General features: G+C 61.2%; 11 protein-coding genes and 1 pseudogene. 3 read left to right on the top strand and 9 right to left on the bottom strand.

Annotated features, from left to right (window positions below; all coding sequences use genetic code 11):
* Positions 1-60: 60 nt before the first annotated feature.
* From ACM6IR_RS21575 to ACM6IR_RS21550, 6 genes are all read right to left on the bottom strand, one after another.
* Positions 61-1575, bottom strand: coding sequence for a TolC family protein (locus ACM6IR_RS21575; protein ID WP_414909561.1), 1515 nt, complete (start codon positions 1573-1575; stop codon positions 61-63).
* A gap of 44 nt (positions 1576-1619) precedes the next feature.
* A complete protein-coding gene (locus tag ACM6IR_RS21570) occupies positions 1620-10757 on the bottom strand; it encodes an Ig-like domain-containing protein (protein WP_414909560.1) in 9138 nt (3045 codons plus the stop codon).
* A 51-nt stretch (positions 10758-10808) separates the two neighbouring features.
* On the bottom strand, positions 10809-11654 hold the full coding sequence (locus tag ACM6IR_RS21565) for a sulfotransferase family protein (RefSeq protein ID WP_414909559.1): 846 nt from the start codon (positions 11652-11654) through the stop codon (positions 10809-10811).
* 92 nt (positions 11655-11746) lie between these two features.
* Positions 11747-13843: a biotin/lipoyl-binding protein gene (locus tag ACM6IR_RS21560; protein ID WP_414909558.1), complete on the bottom strand. Its 2097-nt coding sequence runs from the start codon at positions 13841-13843 to the stop codon at positions 11747-11749.
* Positions 13844-15163, bottom strand: coding sequence for an efflux RND transporter periplasmic adaptor subunit (locus ACM6IR_RS21555; protein ID WP_414909557.1), 1320 nt, complete (start codon positions 15161-15163; stop codon positions 13844-13846).
* Entirely contained in the window at positions 15160-15936 is a 777-nt protein-coding gene (locus ACM6IR_RS21550; protein ID WP_414909556.1) for an efflux RND transporter periplasmic adaptor subunit, read from the bottom strand. The genes ACM6IR_RS21555 and ACM6IR_RS21550 overlap by 4 nt, the downstream gene beginning before the upstream one ends.
* Positions 15937-16218: 282 nt before the next feature.
* On the opposite strand from ACM6IR_RS21550, the gene ACM6IR_RS21545 reads away from it, so the two are divergent.
* Genes ACM6IR_RS21545 through ACM6IR_RS21535 form a run of 3 tightly spaced genes read left to right on the top strand, consistent with a single transcriptional unit; the run spans position 16219 to position 21480 of the window.
* Positions 16219-18144 carry an IucA/IucC family protein gene (locus ACM6IR_RS21545; RefSeq protein WP_414909555.1) on the top strand — a complete coding sequence of 642 codons (1926 nt, stop codon included), beginning with the start codon at positions 16219-16221 and terminating at the stop codon, positions 18142-18144.
* The gene (locus tag ACM6IR_RS21540) at positions 18134-19345 is read left to right on the top strand and encodes an MFS transporter (protein ID WP_414909554.1); all 1212 of its coding nucleotides are present in this window, start codon (positions 18134-18136) and stop codon (positions 19343-19345) included. The genes ACM6IR_RS21545 and ACM6IR_RS21540 overlap by 11 nt, the downstream gene beginning before the upstream one ends.
* A gap of 14 nt (positions 19346-19359) precedes the next feature.
* Positions 19360-21480 (top strand): TonB-dependent receptor, encoded by a 2121-nt coding sequence (locus ACM6IR_RS21535; protein WP_414909553.1) that lies wholly within the window; start codon positions 19360-19362, stop codon positions 21478-21480.
* Between the two features lie 344 nt (positions 21481-21824).
* Here the strand turns inward: ACM6IR_RS21535 and ACM6IR_RS21530 are convergent, their stop codons facing one another.
* From ACM6IR_RS21530 to ACM6IR_RS21520, 3 genes and pseudogenes are all read right to left on the bottom strand, one after another.
* Complete coding sequence (locus ACM6IR_RS21530) at positions 21825-22952, bottom strand: methyl-accepting chemotaxis protein (RefSeq protein WP_414909643.1); 1128 nt, start codon at positions 22950-22952, stop codon at positions 21825-21827.
* Positions 22953-23072: 120 nt separating this feature from the next.
* A pseudogene (locus tag ACM6IR_RS21525) lies at positions 23073-23402 on the bottom strand (PAS domain-containing protein); the annotation flags it as partial.
* Between the two features lie 46 nt (positions 23403-23448).
* On the bottom strand, positions 23449-25668 hold the full coding sequence (locus ACM6IR_RS21520; protein ID WP_414909552.1) for a putative bifunctional diguanylate cyclase/phosphodiesterase: 2220 nt from the start codon (positions 25666-25668) through the stop codon (positions 23449-23451).
* Positions 25669-25830 lie beyond the last annotated feature (162 nt).

The raw sequence follows: 25830 nt of genomic DNA, 5'->3' as shown, positions 1-25830 counted from the left end.
CCGCGCGCGTCATCGACCCTGTCGCTGTACCCGACTGACGCTGACCGTCGGGCCAGCCGGTTACTTGGTCTGGACATGCGCTGGCGGCACCGTGATGTTGCCAGCGGCCCACGCGTCCTCGCGGCTGGCCAGTGCCGTGGCGATCGATTGCACTTGGGTCGATTGCACCTGATCCGGCAGCGGGTCGAGCCCGGCGCTGGCGAAGATCTGCCCGTACGCGTTACGCAAATCGGCATACGACAGGTCGCGACGCAGGTCGGCTTGCAAAGTGTTCAGTTCGCCCTGGATCAGATCCAGCTCGCCGATACCCGCAGCTTGATGGCGGTTACGTAACTGGCCAAGAATCTGCCCGTCAATGTTCGACAGCTGCTGGTTGGTCTGGAACTGACGCAGCGCTTCGCGGTAGTTGGCATTAGCCACGTAGAGTTGCGCGAGCACCGCGATCGACATTGCCTGACGGCGCGCCTTGGCCACTTCTTCGCCGGCCTTGGCAACGTCAATGGCCGCCGGGGCGGAGATCACGTTGAACAGGTTCCAGGTGACTTTAACCCCGTAGTCGGCCCACTTGTCGTTGACCAGGAACGAGTTGCTGTCGTAATGCCCGCCGGCGGAGAACTCCAGCCCCGGCAGCAGCCGCAGCATGGCTTTACGGGTTTCAGCGGCGCTGATGCGCGCCTGATAATCCTGCTCGCGCAGTTCCGGACGGCTGGCCAGGGCCTCTTGCTCAAGGCTGTCCATGCCGACCTTGAGTTCCGGAATCGGGTAGTCCTCCGGCGTCGCCAGCGTCAAGTCGGTGCCCATGGGCAGGTTGATCAGGGTCGCCAGTTCGGTTTTCGCCAACGACAGTGCCCGCCGCTGCTCTTCGAGCTGGCGCGTGGCTTCGATCAACGAACGCTGGTATCCCAACGCCTGCACCGGGTCACCGATGCGCTGCTCGCTCATGCTCTGACTGTTGTCGCGTGCTGCATCGACCCGCGCCATCAGGCTGTCGATCTGCTTGAGCAAGCGTTCAGCGGCCACCGCCCGCCAATAGGCCGAGCGCACGTCCTGAACGATGGTGTTGACGACCTTGCGCCGACGCTCCTGAACGATCAGCCGTTGATCGCCCTGTTGCTTGGCGTTGATATAGCTGACACCGAAGTCGAGGACGTTCCACACCATGGTCAGGTCGGCGACTCTGCGGTCGCGGTCCTGAGAGGTCGATGGTTCCAGGGATTGGGCGCCGGTGCTCACGCTCTGGCTGCTGGAGCCGCTGGTGTTGTTGCGCCCCACGTAACCGGCGTCCAGGGCCATGCGCGGCAGCATGTCGAAGCTGGCAAGGTCGAGTTGGCGCTTGGCCAACGCTTCTTCCATGATTTTCAACCGGCCTTCAAGGTTGTATTTCACCGCTCGAGCCATGGCCTGGTGCAACGTCAATGGGCCGCTGAGGGGCTCCTGATCCCTGTACATGCTCGCCAAATCGCTTTTGGCGCGCTGCTCGCTGACGCTGCGTTCAATCGGCTCACTGGTCACCGCACATCCACTGACTGCCAGTGCCAGCAAGCTGGCACCGAATAATTTCTGACTTTTTTTCATCCTTGGACCATCCCTGGGTGCTGCATAAATTTAAGTTTTTTTATTCAGGCCTGCATTTCGCTGATGCCGACCTGTTGCAGCGCTGCTGCCAGTGCCTTGATCTGCTGCTTTTCAGTGTTTTCAAGTTGTTGAAGTTGCTCGCCCAGGGTCAATGCCCCGAATACACCGTGCAGCCCCTGAGCAGCATCGCCGCTGCGCTGGATCGATCTGTCGCCGAACCCGTTGAGCGAACTGTCGCCACTGCTCGATTCGTGGCTGAACAGACTCGACAGCGTGCTGACACCAAACACCCCGCCATCACCGCCACCAAAACCCAGGAAGCCGTGGCCGGAACCTTCACCGCCGCTGTCGCTGCTACTGAACACCTGAGCGATAAAGCTTGTGCTCAGTGCGCCGCGATTGATGAAAATATCCCCCAGTGGGCGAATGCCATCGCCCAGTACCCGTTGTTCGAACAGCGGTGCAAAGGTCAGCGGTGAAGCGAGATTGCCGGTCGGCGGCGTGAAGATAATCGGCTGCAACGGCACGTTCGGATTACTTTGCGGCGGTGTCGGATTGCTGATCCGGAACTGCGGATCGCTGAAAGAGATCACCACGGCCGGTGGGGGCGCTGCAGGCTCCGTGTTGATTACGAAGTTGTTGGAGATCGCGACGCCCGTGCCCGCGTTCCCCGCGCGGTCCGTCACATTGCTGCTGTCCAGCCCGATGAAGTTGGTCGCATCGTTGATGTTGGCCGTCGGGGTCAGGGTGGCGGTCCAGGTCTTGCCGCCGTTGCTGCTGCTCAGGTTGGTGAGGGTGCCATTGGCCACGCTGATGTCGGACAAATCGAAATGCTGCACCGCTTCGCTGAAGGTGAAAGTCACCTGCGAGGTCTGGCCGATGCCCAGGTTCGGGTTGTCGATGACGATGGTTGCTGTGGGGCGATCACTGTCCAGCGCATAGTTGTTGGAGATGGCCAGTCCCGTCCCGGCATTGCCTGCCGTGTCGGTCACGTTGCTGTTGTCGAGCACAATCAGGTTGGTCGCGTCAGTCACGTTTGCAGTCGGTGTGAACGTCGCGGTCCAGGTCTTGCCACCGTCACTGCTGGCCAGGTTGGACAGTGCACCGTTGGTCACGCTCAGGTCGGACAGATCAAAACCGGTCACCGCTTCGCTGAAGGTGATGGTCACCTGCGAGGTCTGGCCGATGCCCAGGAGCGACTTGGCGACGACGATGGTCCCGGTGGGCCGGTCGGCGTCGAGCACGTAGTTGTTGGACAGGGTAATGGTACTGCCAGCGTTACCAGCGGCATCCACCACATTGGCGGTGTCGAGCACGATCTGGTTGGTGGCATCGTTGATAGTGGCGGTCGACGTCAGAGTCGCCGTCCAGGTCTTGCCGCCGTCGCTGCTCAGCAGATTGGACAGTGTGCCATTGGCCACGCTGAGGTCGGACAGGTCGAAACCACTGACCACCTCACTGAAGGTGATGGTCACCTGCGAGGTCTGGCCAATGCCCAGCAGCGGGTTGGCCACCACGATGCTTGCGGTTGGACGTTGCGTATCGATGGCGTAATTGTTCGAATCAGTGGTCCCCACGCCGACGTTGCCGGAACCGTTCTGCACCCCGGAGTTGTCCAGGGTGATCAGGTTGGTGGTGTCGGTGATACTGGCCGTCGGGGTGAAGGTCGCCGTCCAGGTAATGCCGCCATCGCTTGAACTGACCGCGCTCAACGTACCGTTGGCAATGGTCAGGTCGGCATTGGTGAAACCGCTGACCGCCTCGCTGAAGGTGATGGTCACCAGCGAAGTGTCGCCGACCTTCAGCGCATTGTCGGCCACCACGATGGTCGCGGTCGGGCGCACGGTGTCGATAGTGAAGTTGCCCGAGTCGGTGGTGCCGCTACCCGCATTGCCGGCCAGGTCAGCCACGCCGGCGTTGGCCAGGGTGATCAGGTTGGTCGTATCGTTGATGCCCGCAGTCGGGGTGAATGTGGCCGTCCAGGTGATACCGCCATCACTGCTGCTGACCGCGGTCAGGGCGCCGTTGGGGATCGTCAGGTCGGCGTTGCTGAAGCCGCTCACCGCTTCGCTGAAGGTGATGGTCACCAGCGAAGTGTCGCCGACCTTCAGCGCATTGTCGGCCACCACGATGGTCGCGGTCGGACGCTGGGTGTCGATGGCGAAGTTGTTCGAGTCGGTGGTGCCGCTCCCGGCATTACCGGCCAGGTCGGTGACGCCGGTGTTGTCCAGGGTGATCAGGTTAGTGGCGTCGGAGGTGCTGGCGCTCGGAGTAAAGGTCGCCGTCCAGGTGATGCCGCCATCACTGCTGCTCACGGCGGTCAGCGTGCCGTTGGCAATGGTCAGGTCGGCGTTAGTGAAGCCGGTCACTGCCTCGGAGAAGGTGATGGTCACCAGTGAGGTTTCGCCGATAGCCAACGCAGTGTCCGTCACCACGATGGTGGCGGTCGGGCGCACGGTGTCGATGGCGTAGTTGTTCGAATCGGTGCTGCCTGAACCGACGTTGCCGGAACCATTCTGCACGCCGGTATTGTCCAGGGTGATCAGGTTCGTGGCGTCGTTAATGGCGTTGCTCGGGGTAAAGGTCGCCGTCCAGGTCACGCCGCCATCGCTGCTGCTGACCGCGGTCAGCGTGCCGTTGGTAATCGTCAGGTCAGCGTTGCTGAAGCCGCTCACCGCCTCGGAGAAGGTGATGGTCACCAGTGAGGTTTCGCCGATTTTCAGCGCGTTGTCGGCCACCACGATAGTCGCGGTCGGACGCACAGTGTCGATGGTGAAGTTACCGGAATTGGTGATTCCGCTGCCCGCATTGCCGGCCAGGTCGGCCACGCCACTGTTGTTCAGGGTGATGAGGTTGGTGGTGTCGTGAACGCCGGTGGTGGGCGTGAAGGTGGCGGTCCAGGTGATACCGCCGTCACTGCTGCTGACGGCGGTCAGGGTGCCGTTGGGCACGCTCAGGTCACTGTTGTCGAAACCGGTTATTGCCTCGGAAAAGGTGATGGTCACCAGCGACGTCTGTCCGGCTGCCAGCGTTGGCGAGGCGACCACAATGGTTGCGGTCGGGCGCTGGCTGTCGATAGCGTAAGTATTGGAGTCGGTGGTGGCGGTACCGGCGTTGCCGGACAGGTCGGTAATCCCGGTGTTGTCCAGAGCGATCACATTGCCGCTGTGGGTGACGCCGTTCACCGGGGTCAGTGTGGCAGTCCATGTCACACCACCATCGCTGCTACTCACCGCACTCAGCGTACCGTTGTCGATGGTCAGATCGGCGTTGGTAAAACCGCTTACCGCTTCACTGAAAGTGATGGTCACCAACGAAGTCTGACCGATCCCCAACGCAGTGTCTGTCACCACGATGGTCGCCGTCGGACGCTGGGTGTCGATGGCGTAGTTGTTCGAATCGGTACTGCCTGTACCGACGTTGCCGGAACCGTTCTGCACGCCGGTATTGTCCAGGGTGATCAGGTTGGTGGCGTCGGTAATGGCGCTGCTCGGGGTAAAGGTCGCCGTCCAGGTCACGCCGCCATCGCTGCTGCTGACCGCGGTCAGCGTGCCGTTGGTAATCGTCAGATCGGCGTTGCTGAAGCCGCTCACCGCCTCGGAAAAGGTGATAGTCACCAGCGAGGTGTCACCGATTTTCAGCGCATTGTCGGCCACCACGATGGTCGCGGTCGGACGCACAGTGTCGATGGTGAAGTTACCGGAATTGGTGGTGCCGCTGCCCGCATTGCCGGCCAGGTCAGCCACGCCGGCGTTGGCCAGGGTGATCAGGTTGGTCGTATCGTTGATGCCCGCAGTCGGGGTGAATGTGGCGGTCCAGGTGATACCGCCATCACTGCTGCTGACCGCGGTCAGGGTGCCGTTGGGGATCGTCAGGTCGGCGTTGGTGAAACCGGTCACCGCCTCGCTGAAGGTGATGGTCACCAGCGAAGTTTCACCGGCAGCCAGCGTCGGGTCGGCCAGCACAATGGTCGCGGTCGGACGCTGGGTGTCGATGGCGAAGTTGTTCGAGTCGGTGCTGCCGCTCCCCGCATTACCGGCCAGGTCGGTGACGCCGGTGTTGTCCAGGCTGATCAGGTTAGTGGCGTCGGAGGTGCTGGCGCTCGGAGTAAAGGTCGCGGTCCAGGTGATGCCGCCATCACTGCTACTGACCGAGGTCAGGGTGCCGTTGGCAATGGTCAGGTCGGCGTTGGTGAAGCCGGTCACTGCCTCGGAGAAGGTGATGGTCACCAGCGAGGTGTCGCCGATGGCCAGCGTCGGGTCGGCCAGCACAATCGTGGCGGTCGGACGCTGGGTGTCGATGGCGTAGTTGTTGGAGTCGGTGGTGCCGCTGCCAACGTTACCGGAACCGTTCTGCACACCGGTGTTGTCCAGGGTGATCAGGTTGGTGGCGTCGGTAATGGCGTTGGTCGGAGTATAGGTTGCCGTCCAGGTGACACCGCCATCGCTGCTGCTGACCGCGGTCAGCGTGCCGTTGGTAATCGTCAGGTCGGCGTTGGTCAAGCCGGTCACCGCCTCGGAGAAGGTGATGGTCACCAGCGAGGTTTCACCGATTTTCAGCGCGTTGTCGGCCACCACGATAGTCGCGGTCGGACGCACAGTGTCGATGGTGAAGTTACCGGAATTGGTGATCCCGCTGCCCGCATTGCCGGCCACGTCGGCCACACCGGCGTTGGCCAGGGTGATCAGGTTGGTCGTATCGTTGATGCCCACGGTCGGGGTGAACGTGGCCGTCCAGGTGATACCGCCATCACTGCTGCTGACCGCCGTCAGCGTACCGTTGGGAATCGTCAGGTCGGCGTTGGTGAAGCCGGTCACCGCCTCGGAGAACGTGATAGTCACCAGCGAGGTGTCGCCGATGGCCAGCGTCGGGTCGGCCAGCACAATCGTGGCGGTCGGACGCTGGGTGTCGATGGCGTAGTTGTTGGAGTCGGTGGTGCCGCTCCCGGCATTGCCGGACAGGTCGGTGATTCCGGTGTTGTCCAGGGTGATCAGGTTAGTGGCGTCGGTGGTGCTGGCGCTCGGAGTAAAGGTCGCGGTCCAGGTGATGCCGCCATCACTGCTGCTCACGGCGGTCAGCGTGCCGTTGGCAATGGTCAGGTCGGCGTTAGTGAAGCTGGTTACCGCCTCGGAGAAGGTGATGGTCACCAGCGAGGTGTCGCCGATTTTCAGCGCGTTATCGGCCACCACGATAGTCGCGGTCGGGCGTACGGTGTCGATGGCGTAGTTATTGGAGACGCTGCTGCCGGTACCGACGTTGCTCGAGGAGACCGCCGTGACCCCGGTGTTGTCCAGGGTGATCAGGTTGGTGGCGTCAGTAATCGCGTTGGTCGGGGTGAAGGTCGCCGTCCAGGTAATGCCGCCGTCACTTGAGCTGACCGCCGTTAGCGTACCGCTGGCAATCGTCAGGTCAGCGTTGGTGAAACCGCTCACCGCCTCAGTGAAGGTAATGGTCACCAGCGAGGTTTCACCGATGTTCAAGGCGTTGTCGGCGACCACAATGGTCGCGCTCGGGTGTGCGGTGTTGATTACGTAGTTGCCCGAGTCGGTGGTGCCGCTGCCCGCGTTGCCCGCCAGGTCACTGACACCCGTGTTGCTCAGGGTGATCAGGTTAGTGGCATCCGCCACCCCGTCGGTCGGGGTGAGAGTCGCGGTCCAGGTGATCCCGCCGTCACTGCTGCTGACCGCGCTCAGCGTGCCATTGGCGATGCTTAGGTCGGCGTTGGTGAAACCGCTCACCGCTTCGGAGAAGGTGATGGTCACCAGCGAGGTTTCATCGGCCGTGAGCGTGCCGTCGGCCACCACGATGGTCGCGGTCGGGCGCACGGTATCGATGGCATAGTTGTTCGAATCGGTGGTGCCGCTGCCCGCATTACCGGCCAGATCGGCGATTCCGGTGTTGTCCAGGGTGATCAGGTTGGTGGCGTCGGTGGTGCTGGCGCTCGGGGTGAAGGTCCCGGTCCAGGTGATGCCGCCATCGCTGCTGCTGACCGCGGTCAGCGTGCCGTTGGCAATCGTCAGGTCGGCGTTGGTGAAACCGCTCACGGCTTCAGAGAACGTGAAGGTGACCTGTGAGGTATCGCCGATTTTCAGCGCGGTGTCGGAGAACACAATGGTCGCGGTCGGGCGCACGGTGTCGACGGCGTAGTTATTGGAGACGCTGCTGCCGATACCGACGTTGCTCGAGGAGACCGCCGTGACCCCGGTGTTGTCCAGGGTAATCAGGTTGGTGGCGTCAGTAATGGCGTTGCTCGGGGTAAAGGTCGCCGTCCAGGTCACACCGCCATCGCTGCTGCTGACCGCGGTCAGCGTGCCGTTGGCAATGGCCAGGTCGGCGTTGGTGAAACCGCTCACCGCCTCAGTGAAGGTGATGGTCACCAGCGAGGTTTCACCGATGTTCAAGGCGTTGTCGGCGACCACAATGGTCGCGCTCGGGTGCGCGGTGTTGACCACGTAATTGCCCGAGTCGGTGGTGCCGCTGCCGGCGTTGCCCGCCAGGTCACTGACCCCTGTGTTGCTCAGGGTGATCAGGTTGGTGGCATCGGACACCCCGTCGGTCGGGGTGAAGGTCGCGGTCCAGGTGATGCCGCCGTCGCTGCTGCTCACCGCGCTCAGCGTGCCATTGGCGATGCTCAGGTCGGTGTTGGTGAAGCCGCTCACCGCTTCGGAGAAGGTGATGGTTACCAACGACGTTTCACCGGCCGTGAGGGTACTGTCAGCCACCACGATGGTCGCGGTCGGGCGCACGGTATCGATGGCGTAGTTGTTCGAATCGGTGGTGCCGCTGCCCGCATTACCGGCCAGATCGGCGATTCCGGTGTTATCCAGGGTGATCAGGTTGGTGGTGTCGGTGATGCTGGCGGTCGGGCTGAAGGTCCCGGTCCAGGTGATGCCGCCATCGCTGCTGCTCACCGTGCCGAGGGTGCCGTTGGAAACAGTCAGGTCGGCGTTGCTGAAACCTGTCACCGCTTCGCTGAACGTAATGGTCACTGTGGATCCGCCGATATTCACTGTGCTATTGGCGACCACAACGGTCGCCGTTGGCCGCACGGTGTCGACGGCGTAATTATTGGACGTAGTGGTGCCGACGCCGACGCCGCCCAGCGACACGGTCTGGACGCCGGTGTTGTCCAGGATGATGTGGTTGGTGCTGCCCGTGACGCTTGAACTCGGGGTAAAGATCGCCGTCCAGGTGACCCCGCCATCGCTGCTGCTCACCGCGCTCAGGGTACCGTTGGCCACGGTCAGGTCGGCGTTGGTGAAACCGGTCACGGCCTCAGAGAACGTGAAGGTCACCAGCGAGGTCGAACCGATGTGCAAGGCGCTGTTCGCCACCACGATGGTCGCGGTGGCCGGAGGCGCATACGCGGTATTCAGGACGCCACCGTCGTTGTAGATCGTCGCTACCGCCGTAGGGCTGATGCCAGTCGTGCCCCCGCCCAGCGCCGGACCGCCGGCACCGCTGCCGGCTGCGTTGCCGGAAATGGCCGCGAAGTTGGCCGCAGTGATCAGCAAGGTGCCTTTGTTCCAGATCGCACCGACTCCCCTGCCGCCGATCCCGCCGTTGCTGGCGTTGCTGCCGTAACCACCACCGCCACCACCGCCGCCGCCTGCACCGATGTTGTTGGTGATGTGCGACGTACCGACGATGGTCATGGTACCGGTCAAGGCGTTGTAGACCCCGCCGGCCGCGTTGCCGCCCGCACCACCGACCTTGTCCCAACCGGCGCCGCCACCGCCGCCACCGATGGAAATTGTGCCATTGGTGGCCGTCGAGCCATTACCGCCGTTGCTGTAATAGGCAACCCCGATACCGCCCGAACCACCGGTGCTGGTACCGCCGCGGCCGCCCATGTGAACGGCGTCGTAACCGCCGCCGTAGCCGCCCACGCCGCCACCGCCCGCCTGACCGCCCAAGGTGCCGGTGCCCGGCCCCGCCGTACCACCGTGGCCGCCGCCCTGGCCGCCCAACCCACCGCCGCCACCGCCGCCACCACCATAGAACGCGCCCGTGACACCACCGCCGCCACCGCCGCCCGAAGCGGCGTTGGAGGTCACGCTGACGTTTTTCAGGGTCAGAATCCCGGCGTTGAAAATCCCGCCGCCCATCGAGCCGGCCGCGCCAAATCCGCCATTGCCACCCGTACCAGAAACCAGGCCTCGGGTGATCACCAATCCGTCGAGGGTCACGGTGCTGCCCGAAGCGATTTCGATCACTCGGGTCTTGTACTGACCGTCCAGGGTCACATCCGCCACGCCATCGTGGTTCAGGTCACCCTCGATGGTGATGTTCTTGCTGACCAGCAGCTCGGAGGTGAGCTGCACCGTCATGCTGGCGTTGAAGGTGACGATATCGCCGTTCTGCGCCGAGGCAATCGCGGCGCGCAACGAACCCACGCCGGTGTTGGCGTTGTTGCTGGCAGTCCAGGTGGCCAGGCCCCATTGGTACTCGCTCATGGCCGTTGTCGACAGCACGTTGGCGCTTTCGATGTTGCCCGTGGCGATTTCCAGGTTCCAGTCGCCGCCCACGCCGGTGCGGTTGTTGGACGCGGCGATATCACGGCCGGTCAACTGCGCCAGCGAGTCGACAAAACTCAAGCCGCGCGTACCTTCGGCGGTGTAGCAGGCGTAGATCAGGATGTCGCCGCCGACGTTCATGTCCTTGCCGATCTCGGCCAGCACCGCGCTGCGGGCCGCCACATTGTCAGCCGTCAGGTAGCTGTCACCCAGCCACAGGTCACCGGCGTTGCCGTGGGCGATGATCTGCACCGAGCTGACGCCCTGATGATGATCGAGGTAGTCGGCAATCTGTTGCAAGCCGTCCTTGCTCGCGTCGAGCTGGATCACCTGAGTGCCGGGGGCTACGCCTTTGAGCAGGCTGTCGGCGTCCTTGACCCGGGCGTCGACGAACACCACGCTCTGCCCCGGCACGGCGGTTGGGGTTGGTGTCACCGGTGCCGCACTGTCGGCCTGGGCATGGGTGTCCTTGCTCGCAGCCGGGTGATCGGTAATCGGGGCCTTGGCGGCGTCAGCGGTGGTGTGGCTGTCAGCCTGGGCGGTCTCGGCAACCGTAGCCGCCACCGCGCCGTCGAAAAGCATTCGCGGTTCCAGGGACATGATCAATGGCGATGCCAGGACGCGTGCGCCCTCCGTGATCCGCGACTTGCCTTTGCTCCACCACATGCTGCTCACCCAGACTCGAACGTTCATACCGCGCAAATGAAAACGCCGCGATCAACTGATAGCGGCGTCGGCTTTCATACGAATGACATTGGCGGCGCTGGCAGAGCCATCGAGCCAAAAGGACAGTTCGGCGTATTGCGCAAACAGGTCCGGCGGCAGAATGGTGCGCCGTGACTCCAGGGAAACCCTGGATCTGACCTTGTGCAGACCTGCAACCCCAAGCGCCTGGTCGAATTCCGGCGCATCGTAGGCCAGGTGGTTGAAGTCATGTTCGAACCAGGGTTCGCCGATGAAATCGTAGATCAACCGCATGACCCGATCGGGGGCCTGGGTCAGCAGGTCGTAATCGACGATCAGCAACGACTCGGCGTGCTCACCGTAATAGGCTTCCTTGAGCGCAGCCCAGGCAAATCCCACCAGGCGATTGCGTTGCGCCAGCGTTTCGCAACGGCTGTACACCGTGTTGCGCTCGACCGCATCGCCGAACAGTTTGGTATTTTCAAAAGGATTGGCGCGATACAACCGTTCAAGGCTGTCCATGACCCAGGCGACATTGCGCACGCAGGCGATGACCTTGGCCTGGGGAAACAGATCGTTCAGCGCCGGGAGCCGCGAGCTCCATTGGCGATTGGTGTCGAAGACGATCTGCTTATCGGCTTTGTCGGCGTAGTAGGAATCGAACAGCCCCCGCAGCAAGCGACGGCGCAACGGTGTGTCGATCACCGCACCGAACTCGCTGCCGGCACTGCACTGATCGAGAATGCCGCTGAACAAGGCCCCGACGGGGCTGGTCATACCGGCGTGAAAACGCGGGTTCTGCAAGAGGATTGCAGAAAGCAGGGTCGAGCCTGAGCGCGGCAAGCCGGAAATAAAATGGAATTGCTGCAATCCATTCACCGTAGTCGTAAGTCCCTTTGTAGGGCGAAGCGTAGCCTACATATTGCCTTCCAACTAGTGGTGTATTGATATCAAATCGAAGCAAGTACCCGTCAAAAACCACTCTCCCTCACGCCCAACGCCGCCAATCGACGCCAGGCGGTACCCAGCAATGACTCACTGCGCCCCTGCAACACCACCAGACCACGCAATGGCTGCACCGGGGTGGCAATGCTGTCGAGGACTTTGAGCCGCACCGCGTATTGCGCTTGCACAGGCTCGGCACGCTGACTTTGATCGCGGCGCACGGCGATCGGTCCGTGGTGGTCGGAGGTCAGCGCTTCCTGATCGACAACCGCCGCGCCGTTGGTGTCGATTTCAGTCAGCTCGACCGCTACCGCCGGGTGCATCGGGTCTTCGGCGATAAACCGTCCTGTCGCACCGGGGACCACCCGCCACAGCTCGGCTTCGGCCAAATAACCGCGCAGTCGCGCGCCCTCTTCGACAACTCGAACCAGGGTGTCTTTGGGCGACAGCCAACGGCCAACGGCCAGTTGCGGCAACAGATCGCGCACCTTGCCGGCCTGAGGGGCCCGCAGCAGCAGGCGTTCGCGCTGCGCCGCCAATCCCCGGTACTCGGCCACCGCCTCCGCCAGCCGCTGTTCGACGATACCCGCATCAGCAGCGGTTTCGCTGCGCCCGGCCTGACGCCGCATCTGCAATTGCTGGATCTCGATTTCCCGGCGCACGATGGCCTGACGCGAATCCAGGTCCGGCGACTCCAGCTCAATCAGCACATCGCCCTGAGCCACGATCTGTCCATCACGGACATTCAGCTGTTTGACCCGTGCCGCCACCGGCGCATGCAAGGCATGCGCCCGGCCAGCCTCCAGCATGCTCGGCAGTTCCACCGCGCTGTGCCACGGCAGCACCAGCGCGACAATTACCGCCAACAATCCCAAACCACTGAGAAACGCCCGCGGTGCATGGGCCTGTTCGCGGCGGCTCCACCATTCGCGCCACTCGCGCGCAACCGGCAAGAAGATGAACCACACCAGCTCGACCATCATCAGCAAGATCCCCAATAACTTGAAGAACAGGTGATACACCGCCAGCGCAATTCCGAAAAACAACACCGCGCGCCACAGCCACGAGCCATATCCCCACCACAGCAAACGTCGCTGCATTGATGGCGACCAAGGCTCCGGTGCCGGCGCACCATAACCAAATAACGCCTCACGCAATTGCCAACGACACAAGGCAAATGCCCGGCCCTGGAGGTTATCCACCTCCCAGAAGTCACTGAGCAAAAAATAACCATCGAAGCGCATGAACGGGTTGAGGTTGACTGCCAGCGTGGTGAGCCAGGTCGCGCTGGCGAGCATGAACGCCGCCGTACGCGCTGGTCCGTCCGGCAACAGCGACCAGGCGAGCAAGGCGATACACGCCAGCAGCAATTCGGCAAGCACCCCGCCCGCGCCGATCAGCAAGCGCGCGCGACGATCATTGACCCGCCAGGCATCGCTGACATCGGTGTAAAACATCGGCAGCAGCACCATGAACGCCACCCCCATACTCTGCACCCGGCAGCCGGCGCGCTTGGCCATGAAGGCATGGCCGAACTCGTGACAGAGCTTGGCGAAGAACAGCGCCGCGCCAAACGCCAGCGCACCACCGAGGCTGAACAAGTGCGGGAACGTCGCGATAAAACGCTGCCAGTCCCGCGACACCAGAAATACACCCAGGCCCAGTGTCAGTGGCAAACCGTAGCGCAGCGCACCAGGGCCAAAACGCGCGAGCCATGGCCATGCACTATTGAGGAAAGCGTCGGGGCGCCACAGTGGAATCCGGAAGAACAGGTATTGGTGCAGCAAGATCTGCCACACACTCTGACGCTGCGCGGCGGCCTTGATGCCATAGCTGGCGCGCTGTTGCGGGTCGAGAGCGGAGATCAAGTCGTGGGCCCGCAAAAAACTCAGCAGATGCTCAAGCTCCGTGGCGTCCAGTGGCAAACCCGGTTCGCGATTGGCGGCGCGCAGCACTTGCTCGGGATCGCCCAAAGACCAATGACGCAGCAAGCGCATGGCCGCGGCCCCGAGTTTGAAGTAGCGCCCGCGTAGCGGGTCGGCCAAGGTCCAGCGCGGCGACCCGTCCAGCGCCGGGGCGGCCATCTGCAACTGTAAATCGGCGCGCAGGCTCGGCAGTGTCATCTAGAGGCCTACACTTTGACGCAAACCGGCCAGTGGCTTGCGCAACAGGTACAGCGCCAACGGCGCGCGATCGCCGAAGATTTTCGCCGTACCGCGCAAACCGATACGCGGCGGCGCTGCCTCGAAACTGGCATCGAGCCGATAAGCCAACTGCCCGCCGGCAGTCGGTTGCGCCTCATAGGCCGAACGCTCCAGTCTGGCCAAATGGCGTTGCAGGGGGTCACTGTCGAGAAACAGCGCCACCTGCGCGCCCGGCTCCAGTGCAATGGCATCGCCGACCGCCAGCTCAACGCGCAATTCCGCCTGATTCGGATCAGCGATTTCCATCAGACGCTCGCCGGTCTGTACCGGTTTTCCGGTCCAGCGCTCGGCGTCGGCGAACACCGCAATACCGTCGCGTTCGGCGCGGACTTCGCTGCGCTTGAGCAGTTCGCGGGCGTAATCGCGTTCAGCTCGTTTCTGCTCGACCCTGGCAGCCAACAAATCAATTTTCGAACTCGACTCGGCGTCGGCAAAGGCGCGCTGGGCGTTGGCCTTGAGCTCGGCTTCCGCCACGCCCAAGGCACGGTCGGCGACATCGGCCTGGGCTTTGAGCGTGGTGCCTTCGAAACGTAACAACAAGTCGCCGGTCTTCACACTCTGGTTGGGTTTGACCAGGAATTCGGCGATCACCCCGTCCAACGGCGCAGCCACCACCCGACCGCCAAGTGGCACGACTTCGGCCGGCGCCAGCACCGACTGACGTACCGGGATCAACAAGCCCAGCAGCAACACCGCCGCCAAGGCGACCTGACGTTTGCGAGTCCAGCGCAGGCGCCACGGTTGACGCGGTTGCAGCGCCAGCCAGGCGTGGCTGAACGTGTCGCCCAATTGCGACAGCAGCACTTGCTCGGATGGGTTCCACAGCAAATCACGAGCCAGCCACAAACCGCCAAAGACCTCGCCCTGATGATCGATCAGTGGCAGCCAAAACACCTGCGAAGCGGAAAGACTTTGCCAGTCGGCCTGAATCGAGCCGCTTAACGCAGTGGCCGGTACAACCCGCGCCTGTTTTACCAGGTCGAGCTTGAACAACTGCGCCACCGCTTGTTCGACGAACGCCACAAATGGCGCATTCGGCTCTATGACGCTGACACCCGTGACCGCGCACACCTTGCCGGCGATCAACAGCGCCGCATGACGAAAACCGAACAAGGCCTGGCCGTCGTTGGTCAGGCTGTAGGCCAGCTGTTCGGTTGTGCGCGCGGCGCGCGTCTGGCGCTCCAGTTCCAGAAAGCGTGCGAAGACCTGCTCGGCACCGCCAGTGACGGGCGCGTTCACTTGAGCTCCGCGAAGTGCGCCGTGCCGCTCATCCCGGCCAGCAAACCGGCGGCATTGGGCAGCGTTGCGACCAGCAGCAGAGTCTGACTGCCTTCATCGATCCGCGCACCGAGGCGTTTGACCGTGGCATCGAGCGGCTGACCGGTTTCATCGGGAACGAAGCTGAAGGTCTGCCCGGGCTTGAGTTTGCCCATCCAGCGCGAAGGCACCAGCAGATGGATTTCCAGGCTGCGGTTGTCAACGATGTCCAGCAGCGGCGCACCGGCGGCGACGCTTTCATAGCGCTGGACCTTGCGTTCGACGACCTGACCGTCAAACGGCGCAACCACGCTGCAGCGTTTGACCTGAACCTGATAAACCTGGGATTGCGCCTGGGTTTCGCTGAGCTTGGCTTCGGCTCGCGCGACTTCGAAACGTCCGACCGAGTTCAACGAAGCGAGTTGCTTGTTGTGGGCCAACTCTTCACCGGCACCACGACTGGCAGCTTGCGCGGCATTGAGCTGCGCCTGAAAGGCCGAGCAGTCGAAACGCGCCAGGGTGTCGCCTTTTTTGAAGGACTCGCCTTCACTGAATGGCAACTCGACAATTCTGCCGGGCAGCTCACTGGCAAGCACCGCCTGATCGCGGGCGCGCAATACGCCTCGAGCCTCGCTGATAGCAGGTGTTTGTGCACCCGCACTTCCTAATAGCGGGTCAACCTCTGCGGATGTTTGTGCTTGTACCGAGCATGCCAGAAAGGACAATCCATACACCCATCCACGAGAACACCGCATATCCGTAACTCCATGACGAATTCGCGGAAGTCTAGGGCAGCGCAAATAAACGTCAAGCCTATAAACCTCATCCCTCCCCTGAGCACCGAGATAGCAACACAAAGCCCGTGTTCTCACATGGCTCTTTTTCAGACGCCAGAAACCACAAAAACCCTGACTTCTATCGAAATCCGCCCCCCTCACAGATAAGCGTCGACCCGGGCTGTATCAAAAACTAGACAAATGTAAACGATTCTCGATACGATTAGCGTCTTCACTCAAGCCCCACACAAGGAGTCCGACTTGACGAATGACGACAGCAGGAAGCCACAAGCATTGCTCGGCAGATGGAGCGAAGCGCTCGGGACTCCTCAGTTCCGGGCCAGGCACATCACCCTCGATTCCCTGATCAGCACCCTCATCCCCGCCGCCGAACGCAGCTTTCAGCGTTTGATCCAGGCACTGCTGCGTGAAGGTCTACTGGATGCCAGCACACGTACATACGACGAGCACTGCCGCTGCTGGCTGACACTTCCTGACCGAACCCGCCTGTGCTTCGATCACCTGCTCCCTGGACGCATGAGCAGTTGGGACCTGCGGGGTGACATCACGGCCTATGGCGATAATCATCCACCGCGCAAGATACAGTTTCCGTCCGAACTGATGACCTTGCTCAACAACAGCCTTGAGTCATCTGCCGACGCAGCGGTGTTGCACCGCCTCAACGAGGAGCTCGACGACAGCTTCGTCAACGACACCTTGTGCCTCGCCTTCCACGAGCAATGGACCCTACAACTGCACGCGTCCATGGACGCGGTGCATCGCGATAATCTGCTGAGCTGGCTCAAGGATGAGCCTGGCGTTACCAATCCAACCTCCCTGCTTGAACAGTGGGGCACGCTAGGCCATCCGTGGCACCCCAACTACAAGACCAAGCTTGGCTTGAGTACCGATCAGGTCATCGATTTCTCACCCGAATTCGAAGCCCGCTTTCCGGTGATCCTGTGCGCTTTGCACCGCCAGTTTGCCCATGTCGAAAGGTTGGCCGACACCGCAGATTACTGGCAGTGGTGGCGAGGCCACTTCCCACAGGCAGCACAGAAGTTGAACGCCGAGCTGACTCATCAGGGCCTTGAGCCCAGCGACTATCTGCCGCTGCCATCCCATTCATGGCAGGCACGCGAGGCGTTGCCTCAGATGTTCGCAAATGAAATCAGTGACCGGCTGCTCATCCTGACTGACATCGTTGCGTTCACCGCCCACCCCACCATGTCGTTCAGGACCGTCCTGCCTGAAGGCCAGCGTGACGCGCCGATGGTCAAGTTGCCTGTTTCACTGCGCCTGACCAGTGTGGAGCGCACCGTTTCGCCACGATCGGCGCGCATGGGGCCGCGCATTAGCCACTTGCTGCAAACAATTCTGAAACGTGAACCCACGATTCAGAAGGTGCTTGGCATCGTTCCAGAACGTATCGGCGTGCATTTCAAGCCTCAACCTGCAGACGATGAACGCTCCCGCCATCTGGCCGTGCTGTACCGGGACAACCCCTTGAGCCAGTTGCAACCGGGCGAGATGGCAATCCCGGTCGGCAGTCTGTTTGCCATCGATCAGCATGGCCAGCCGCTACTGAGGCAATTGGTCCGTCTGAGCAAGGGCAAGGACGATGGCGACGCCCTTCAGGCGTTCTTTCGAGACTACTTATCGATCGCCGTGCCAGGACTGCTCGGCATGTACTTGCGCTACGGCGTGGCGTTCGAGGCTCATCAACAGAACAGTTTCATGATCATGACCACGGACGGACAGTTGAGCCGCCTGCTGTTACGTGACTTCGGCGACATCCGTATCGACCGCAAGACCTTGCATGCCCAGGGTCTGGACATCGAACTTCACGATCCAAAGATGACCCTTTACGACGACGCAAGCTTTGTGCGCGACAAGCTGCTGCACACGGTTTTCATGTGCCATCTGGGTGAGCTGGTATTGCTCGGCGCACGCCACTTCGATGTCCCCCCGGCGCCTCTGTGGGATGAACTGGCAGCACAGGTAAGCCAGTGCTTCGATGACTTGCGCAGTCAAGTCGATCCGCAGCGTTGGGCAACCGAACGTGAGGCATTGCTGCAACAGGACTGGCCGGCCAAGTCGTTCATGCGAATGCGCTTGCTGGACAGCCACGCCGATATCGTCGGGCGACTGGCTAACCCGCTGAGCGGCGACGTTCATGGCGGCTAACGGCACTGCGCTGCGGCTACTGGTCGCGATTCAACTGGTGTCCATGGGGGCCATGGAAATGAGCGGTCCCTTTTGGCCGTTGCAGATCCAGAAGCTGCTCGGCACCGCCAATGCCCAGTACACCGGCCTGCTGTCTTCGCTGGTGTACGCCGGACCGATGATGGCGGCGATGGCCCTCACCCCCCTGTGGGGGCGATTGGGTGACCGCACCGGCCATAAACCGATGATCATTCGGGCGCTGCTGGCGCTGGCGGTGTGTCAGGCACTGGCCGCAATCACCTTTGATCCCTGGCTGCTGGTGGGCATCCGAGTGGTGCAAGGTGCGCTCGCGGGCTTCATCGCCGCTGCCCAGGCGTATGCACTGGCCTGCTGCGTAGAAGGCGGGCGCGGGCAGATTCTCGCCCGGCTGCAATCGGCCACCGCCGTGGGCTCACTGGCCGGGCCGGTGCTGGGCGGCTGGCTGATGGATATCTCAGGGTTCGCGTTGCTGTGCTACAGCGCCACGGTGATTTGCTTGCTGTGTGCAATGGCCAGTCTGTTTTTGCCCAGCGATACGCCTAGCGTGCAGCGCAAAAACAAGTCGGCATCCACCGCCCTGCCCAAGGGCTGGCTGGGCGCAATGCTGGGGGTCATCGTGTTGATTCAGGCCGCCAAGATGATGCCCCAGCCCTTTTATGCCTTGTACGTGGCGGATGTTTTACACGCGCCAGCCTGGCTGATTGGCGCCAGCTATGCCGCCAGTGCGGCCACCTTGGCGCTGTCTGCGCCGCTATGGGGTCGTTTGTTCGACCGTCATCAGCCCGCACACATTTTGCGGGTCGTCGAATGGGTCGCCTGGTCCTGTTTCTTGACGCTCGCCTTCACCGCCGTCGCCAGCGAATGGGTGGGGTTTCTTGCCAGTCGATTGCTCTGGGGGGGTTGGCAGGGAGCACTGCTACCCGTCGCTTACACCCTGATCGCCAATACCGTTTCACCCAGCCAGCAAGGTTTCGCGCTTGGCCTGGGCAACAGCGCCGCCAAAGCAGGTGCGCTGTGCGGGGTCTTGATGGGGGGTATCGGCATGGGGGTGGTGGGATTGGCTCATAGCTTCTGGCTGGTGGCACTGACGTATGCCGTTGCGGCGCTTGGGATTCGCGCAATCCGCTCGTTTGCCCGAGCACCGGAAACAACCGCTTTATCGACTCACACTTCTCACAACTAAAAAAAGACCAAGTAATGAAACCACTACGAATTTCAATCCTGTTGCCCTTCATTGGGTCGCTAAGCACGCCAACCTGGGCCGATCAGACCGAGGACACGCAAACGGCACCCGCCCCCCTGCAATTGCAGGAAATGGTGGTTTCCGCTACGCGCAGTGAAACGAGCATCGCCTCGATCCCTGCCTCAGTCCAGGTGATCAGCGCCGATCAGATCAGCCAGCAGACAGGTGCCGGGCGACGGGTCGCGGATATCCTCGGGCAATTGGTTCCCGGCCTTGCCCCCTCCAGCGGCGGCATGAGCAACTTCGGCCAGACGCTACGCGGACGTAATACGCTGGTGCTGATTGACGGCGTATCCCAGAACGCAACGCGGGACAACTTTCGTCAGCTCAACAGCATCACACCGGAAAGTATCGAGCGCATCGAAGTGATTTCTGGCGCCAGCAGCGTTTATGGTGCCGGCGCGTCGGGCGGCATCATTAACATCATCACCAAACGCAACAAGGGTGAAGACCTGGCGTTCAGCAGCAAGATCGGAATGACCACCGGCAATAACCTCAATCAAAAAGGGTTCTCCTACGACGCGTTCCAAAGTGCGACGGGACGCCAGGATGCGCTGGACTGGTACGTGTCGGCCAACACCGTGCAACGCAACGACCAATTCGACGGCAACGGCAACCGCATTCCCCAGGACACGTCCCAGGGGAGCAACATGGACACCGACACCTACGACCTGCAAGGTCGCTTCGGCTATCAGCTCGATGACGACAAAAAAATCAGCCTGTCACTGCAGGACTATAAGGACGAACAGGACACCGACTACACCAAGAACCCACAGATATCCAACACGGCCGTCGCGGTAAAAGGCCTGGAGCTGAGCGATCAACCGTACACCCACAACCAGGCCGTCAACCTCAACTACAGCGACAGGGATTTCCATGGCCAGGGCCTGCAGGTCGAAAGCTACTGGCGGCGTGCCGATGCCCTGTTCTTTCCGGACTTGTCACGAGGCCGGGCCGGGGTTTCCGACAACAACAGCGTGCAAAATGTCTACGGCCTGCGGGCGGCGATCGACAGTGCAATGCCACAAATCGGCCCAGCGACCGGCAACCTGGTCTGGGGCACCGACTATAGTCACGAAACGTCGCGTCAGCGCGGTGACCAGTACAACGTCAATGGGCTGACCTACACCAAGACCGGCACCACCTTTGAATTGGGTCCAGACATCGCGACCACTACCAAAGCGATTTTTGGTCAGCTGTCCTACGACATAAATGACTGGACCGTGCTGGGCGGTGTACGCCGCGAGTGGATCGACAGCGAAATTTCCGACAGCATTGCCTACGGCGAAATCGTCCAGACGGGTAATCGCGCGACGCTGCCCGGCGGCACGTTGAAATACGATGACACCCTGTACAACCTCGGGGTGGTGTATCACCTGAGCGAAAACCAGGATGTGTTCGTGAACTTCAGCCAGGGCTTTTCCCTGCCGGATATTCAGCGCTTCCTGCGTGACGTCAACAGCACCTTCGACATCCAGAAACTCAACGCCCAAGCCCTCAAGGTCAACAGTTATGAGTTGGGCTGGCGTGGTGACTGGGACAAGTGGCAAGCCAATGTCACGGCGTATGAAAACACCTCGGATGTCACCCAGTTCTATGATGCCAACGACCGCGTACTACGCCTGATCAACCAAAAAGAACGCGTGCGCGGCGTGGAATCCAGCCTGACGTATAACGTCACTGATCGATGGTCTGTAGGCGGCACTTATGCTTACGCCAAGGGCGAGACCAATCAAAACGGCAAATGGATCGACTTGCCCGCCACACGTATTTCCCCCGCCAAGACAACTGCCTTCGTAGGCTACGAGCGGGGCAGCTACAACGTGCGTTTGCAAGGCATGCGCCTGTCCGACTATGACGCAGCGTTTAAGGATAACAACGGCCGCGATATCGAGGGTTATACGCTGGTCGATCTACTGGGTTCAGTGGCGTTGCCTGTCGGTCGCCTGGAGGGGGGTATCTACAATCTATCCAATCGCAACTATCAGAACATGTTCGCCCAAGCTAACGCCCGCGCGCCCTACCCGAATGCTGAAGGTCGTACTTTGAGCGTGAGTTACGCAGTCGATTGGTAACAGGTGCTCGTGGAACACAGGGCAGGATTGGCAACGCCGTGATGACACGCTGGCTCCCTCGGGGTAAGCCTTAGATATAAACGACATCTTCGCTCGGTACCCACTGCAGGATGCAGGCAAGATCATGCCACGGGTAGTGCTGGGGATCCGCACGAAGACAGCTGGCCTCATGGAGGAACGGCAAGTTGGCTTCGCTGGCTTTTTGTCCGCTGCCACAGGCCGTACAGCGCAGATAGACGCCACTTAGATGCCAGTGTCGGGAAAACTTCAAGACCTGGCTATCCAGTCCTGGCTGTCTTTGCCGTGGGTGTTTATCAGCCAATTCGAACCCGTCATTCATTACGTTAACGTCCCCAGAATTGCGCCGCCAGCAGTTGCAGGCGCTCGGCCAGTTTGGCGACATGGGCAGCAGTCGCGCGGTTCTGGCTACTGGCAAGCACGTTACTTTGGGTGGCTTGACTGATACCTATCAGGTTGCACTGGATACTGTCACCCACCGCGCTCTGCTCTTCCACGGCGGCGGCTATTTGTACACTCATGTCGCTGATTTCACCGACTCGCTGGGTGATTCCATCCAGCGCCCGGGCGGCAAACAGTGCCTGTTCAACACTGGATTCGGCCTTGCTGTGGCTGCGTTGCATCGCGACCACGGCGTCGCCAGTGGAGCGCCGTAAGGTATCGATGGTTCCCTGGATTTCTGCAGTGGATTGCTGGGTGCGCGAAGCCAGCCCGCGCACCTCGTCGGCGACCACGGCGAAACCGCGCCCAGCCTCGCCGGCGCGAGCGGCCTCGATAGCAGCGTTGAGGGCGAGCAGGTTTGTCTGTTCGGCGATGCTTTGGATTACCTCGAGTACGCGGTTGATTTCCTGGCTATGTTGTTCCAATTGGTAAATCACCGCGCCGGTCTGTTGCACCTCGCTGGCGAGGCCGTCGATGTGCTGGCGGGTTTGCTCGACCAGTTGTCGACCTCGGTCGGTTTCTTGATTGGCCAAGCTCGCGGCGCTGGCGGTGAGCTGAGCGTTGCGCGCCACTTCCTGCACACTGCTGGCCATCTGGGTTATGGCGCTGGCCACCTGGGCAGTTTCCCCTTGCTGTTGCAGGGTCGCGCAGTTGTTGTTGTCCACTGCGGCGACGAGCTCTTCGGCTTCTTTGTTCAACTGACGGGCCGAGTCGGCAATGCGGCCGACGACTGCCCGTGTCTCGGCTTCGAGCATTTGCAGGGTGAAATCGATCTGTCCAAATTGGTCGCGGCGGCCGCTGTATAGCATTTGGCTTAGCGGGTTATCGGCAATATTTTTCGCTTTTCGGGCAAGGGCGTCGAGGGGGCGCAGGCTGTAGCACAGCAGGCCGCCGAGCAACAGGCTGAATAGCGGCGCAGCGATGGCCACATGGTTCCAGGAGAGGGCGCCCACCAAGCCTAAGGCAGTAAAGCCAAGTAGGTTCAGCCCGGTGCCAGCAAGTGCCAAGCGCATGCCGACGGACAGTCGTGACGGACGCAGGCAGTGTGTTTTTTTACCGCTACGCAACTGTGCATAGAGATGTTCGGCGGCGTCTACCAGTGCTTTCGGTGGGCACGTGCGGACCGATTGACATTCCACTATTTCACCATTGCGCTGCATCGGCGTGGCGTAGGCGCTGACCCAATAGTGGTCACCATTCTTACAGCGATTTTTTACAAGGCCCATCCACGAGCGTCCGGCCTTGAGGGTCTGCCACAGGTGTGCGAAGGCTTCTGGCGGCATATCCGGGTGACGCACGATGTTGTGATTGACGCCGAGCAACTCGGCCTCACTGAAACCGCTGATGTTGATGAAATCAGGATTGACGTACGTGATGGCGCCCTTGGGGTTGGTAGTTGAAAGAATGTTCGCATTGACGCTGAACTCGAGAGCACGACCACTGACCGGAAGATTGATTTTCATTGTTTGCCTCCTGAGCTGATGGATAACCGCTGGGTGCCTACCGTGCTTACAGCAACGTGCACCCAAGTCCCTCGAAACAGTCTTCTCCGCTGAGCAACCGTTGCAACTGCGCAGCAGGTCGTGGTCGGCTAAACCAGTAGCCTTGGGCGTAGTGGCAGCCTTCACTGACCACAAAGTCGAGTTGTGCCTGGCTCTCGATGCCCTCGGCCACGACTTCCAGGCCAAGGCTACGGCCGAGGCCGATGATCGCCTGGCTGATCGCGCTCTGTTTATTGTCGTACGGGATGCCGCCGATGAAACTTTTATCCAGCTTGAGGATGTGCAGTGGAAAGCGTGTGAGATAACCAAGCGAGGAGTAACCGGTGCCAAAATCGTCCAGCGCCAACAAAACGCCAAGGCTGGCCAATTCGTTCAGACAGACCAACGTGTCCAGGTCGTCATGCATCAGTTGGCTTTCAGTAATCTCCAGGATCAGGCTGGCGGGTGGCAGGCCGCTTTCCTGCAGGATGTCGATCAGCTGGAGGGTGAAATCGGCTTGTTGCAACTGCAGGCTGGAGATGTTCACCGAACAGCGCAAATGGTCATGTCCGGCCAGTTGCCAGAGGCGGGTCTGCTGGCAGGCTTGGCGTAATACCCATTCGCCGACGCGGATGATTTCTCCCGACTCTTCCAGCGACGGGATGAACTCCAGTGGTGAGATCAAGCGTTCGCCATGGCGCCACCGTAACAGCGCTTCGACCCCGGACATGAGGGGCGCCCCCTGGTCAAGACGATAGATCGGTTGGTAATGCAGTTCGAATTCATTGTGTTGCAGCGCCTGGCCCAGAGCGGACTCCAGTTCCAGATGGTGCTGTGCGGTGTCTTGCAACGCTTCGCTGTAGTGGGCGAACCGCGCCTTGCCGGCAGACTTGGCTCTGTAGAGGGCAAGGTCGGCGGCCCGCAAGACATCCAGCGCTTTACCGTTAACGTGCAGTGGTGCGATACCGATGCTGGCACTGACCACCAGGGTACGACCGTCCATGTGCAGCGGATGATGCAGACTGTCTAGAATGCGTTGGGATACTTGCTCGGCGTCGCGGTCGCAGGTGAGTTCATGAAGCAATACGATGAATTCGTCTCCGCCGAAGCGGAATAGCTGATCACTGGGGCGCAGAGCGTCTCTCAAGCGCTGCGCCACTTCTACCAGCACGCGATCACCAACGTTGTGGCCGAGGCTATCGTTGATCAACTTGAAGCGGTCGAGGTCGATGAACAGCAGCGCCTCGCGGGCACCTCCCTTGCGCTGTTCCATGAAGGTTTTTTGCATTTGCTCATCCAGCCGCATACGGTTGGCCAGACCGGTCAGCGGGTCATGGTGGGCAGCATGTTTGAGGCTCTGCTCGGCGTCCTTGCGTGCACTGATATCGGACTGTGAGCCGGCCATGCGCAGCTGGCCTGGTGTCGTCACTTCGGCGACCCCTCGCGCGAGGACCCAAATGTAGCCACCGTTGTTTTGGCGGATGCGGTACTCATGGTGGACAGACGATGTCTGACCTTGTAAGTGGGCATCGATGGCCTGACGAAAATTCGGCAGGTCGTCCGGATGCACGCGGCCGAACCAACTGGCACTGGTCTCGCCGATGCTATCGCGGCTGAGGCCGAGCATGCTGGCCCAGCGTTCTGAAACGTACAGTCGATCCTGATCGACGTGCCAGTCCCAGATGCCGTCGTTAGCGCCGCGTAGAGCACGGGCGAAGCGAGCCTCACTGTCCTCCAGAGCCTTGTACTGGGCCGCACTGTAGGTGTCGATGGCCAAGGTCATGTCGAAGAACACCGCTTTCAACAGACTTGAGTAGAGAGTGGCGTTGTGACTGTCACCAAACACGCTGGCAAGCATGTCGTCGAGGTATAGACGGTAGCTGCCAAGGTACCACTTCAATTCCAGGCCGACCTGTTGGTGGATCACACCGATGCGCAGACGGCCGTTGACGTAATCGTCATCGTAGGAGCCGCCCCACAGACTATGGTAATACTCGGCCTGGCTGTGCTTCAGTCGGACGGTGACGTCCGGCGCGCGAAGTAGCGCAGACGGCGTGGGAAATTTCGCCAGGTGACGGTATAGGTGATCGACGAAAGCCTGCTGAGCTGGGGCCATGCGCTGAGCTGCTGCGCCGAGTCGCTCGGCATCTTCGGCACTCCAGTCGAGAAAGCGAAAACGCTCGACGATCTCCTCCTGATCGAGACGGATACGTCTGAGCAACTCCGTCAGATCTTTTGTCACCTTCACTCTCACACCCCTGTGCTTGTACAGATGCCTTATTGCTGACAAAAAAAAACGCCGTGACAACGAGTTCTGGTCAAGAACTGGTATCACGGCGCTTCGTCTTTCAGGCCCTATGTCCTGCTCGGCAAAGCCGGCTCCCGCATCGAGCGGAACCTACTGATGGCA

It is taken from the genome of Pseudomonas sp. IT-P253 (genome assembly GCF_949768125.1).
GTDB lineage: Bacteria > Pseudomonadota > Gammaproteobacteria > Pseudomonadales > Pseudomonadaceae > Aquipseudomonas.
Note: the sequence above shows the minus strand (reverse complement) of the source record. Positions and strands in the feature narration are given on the sequence as shown.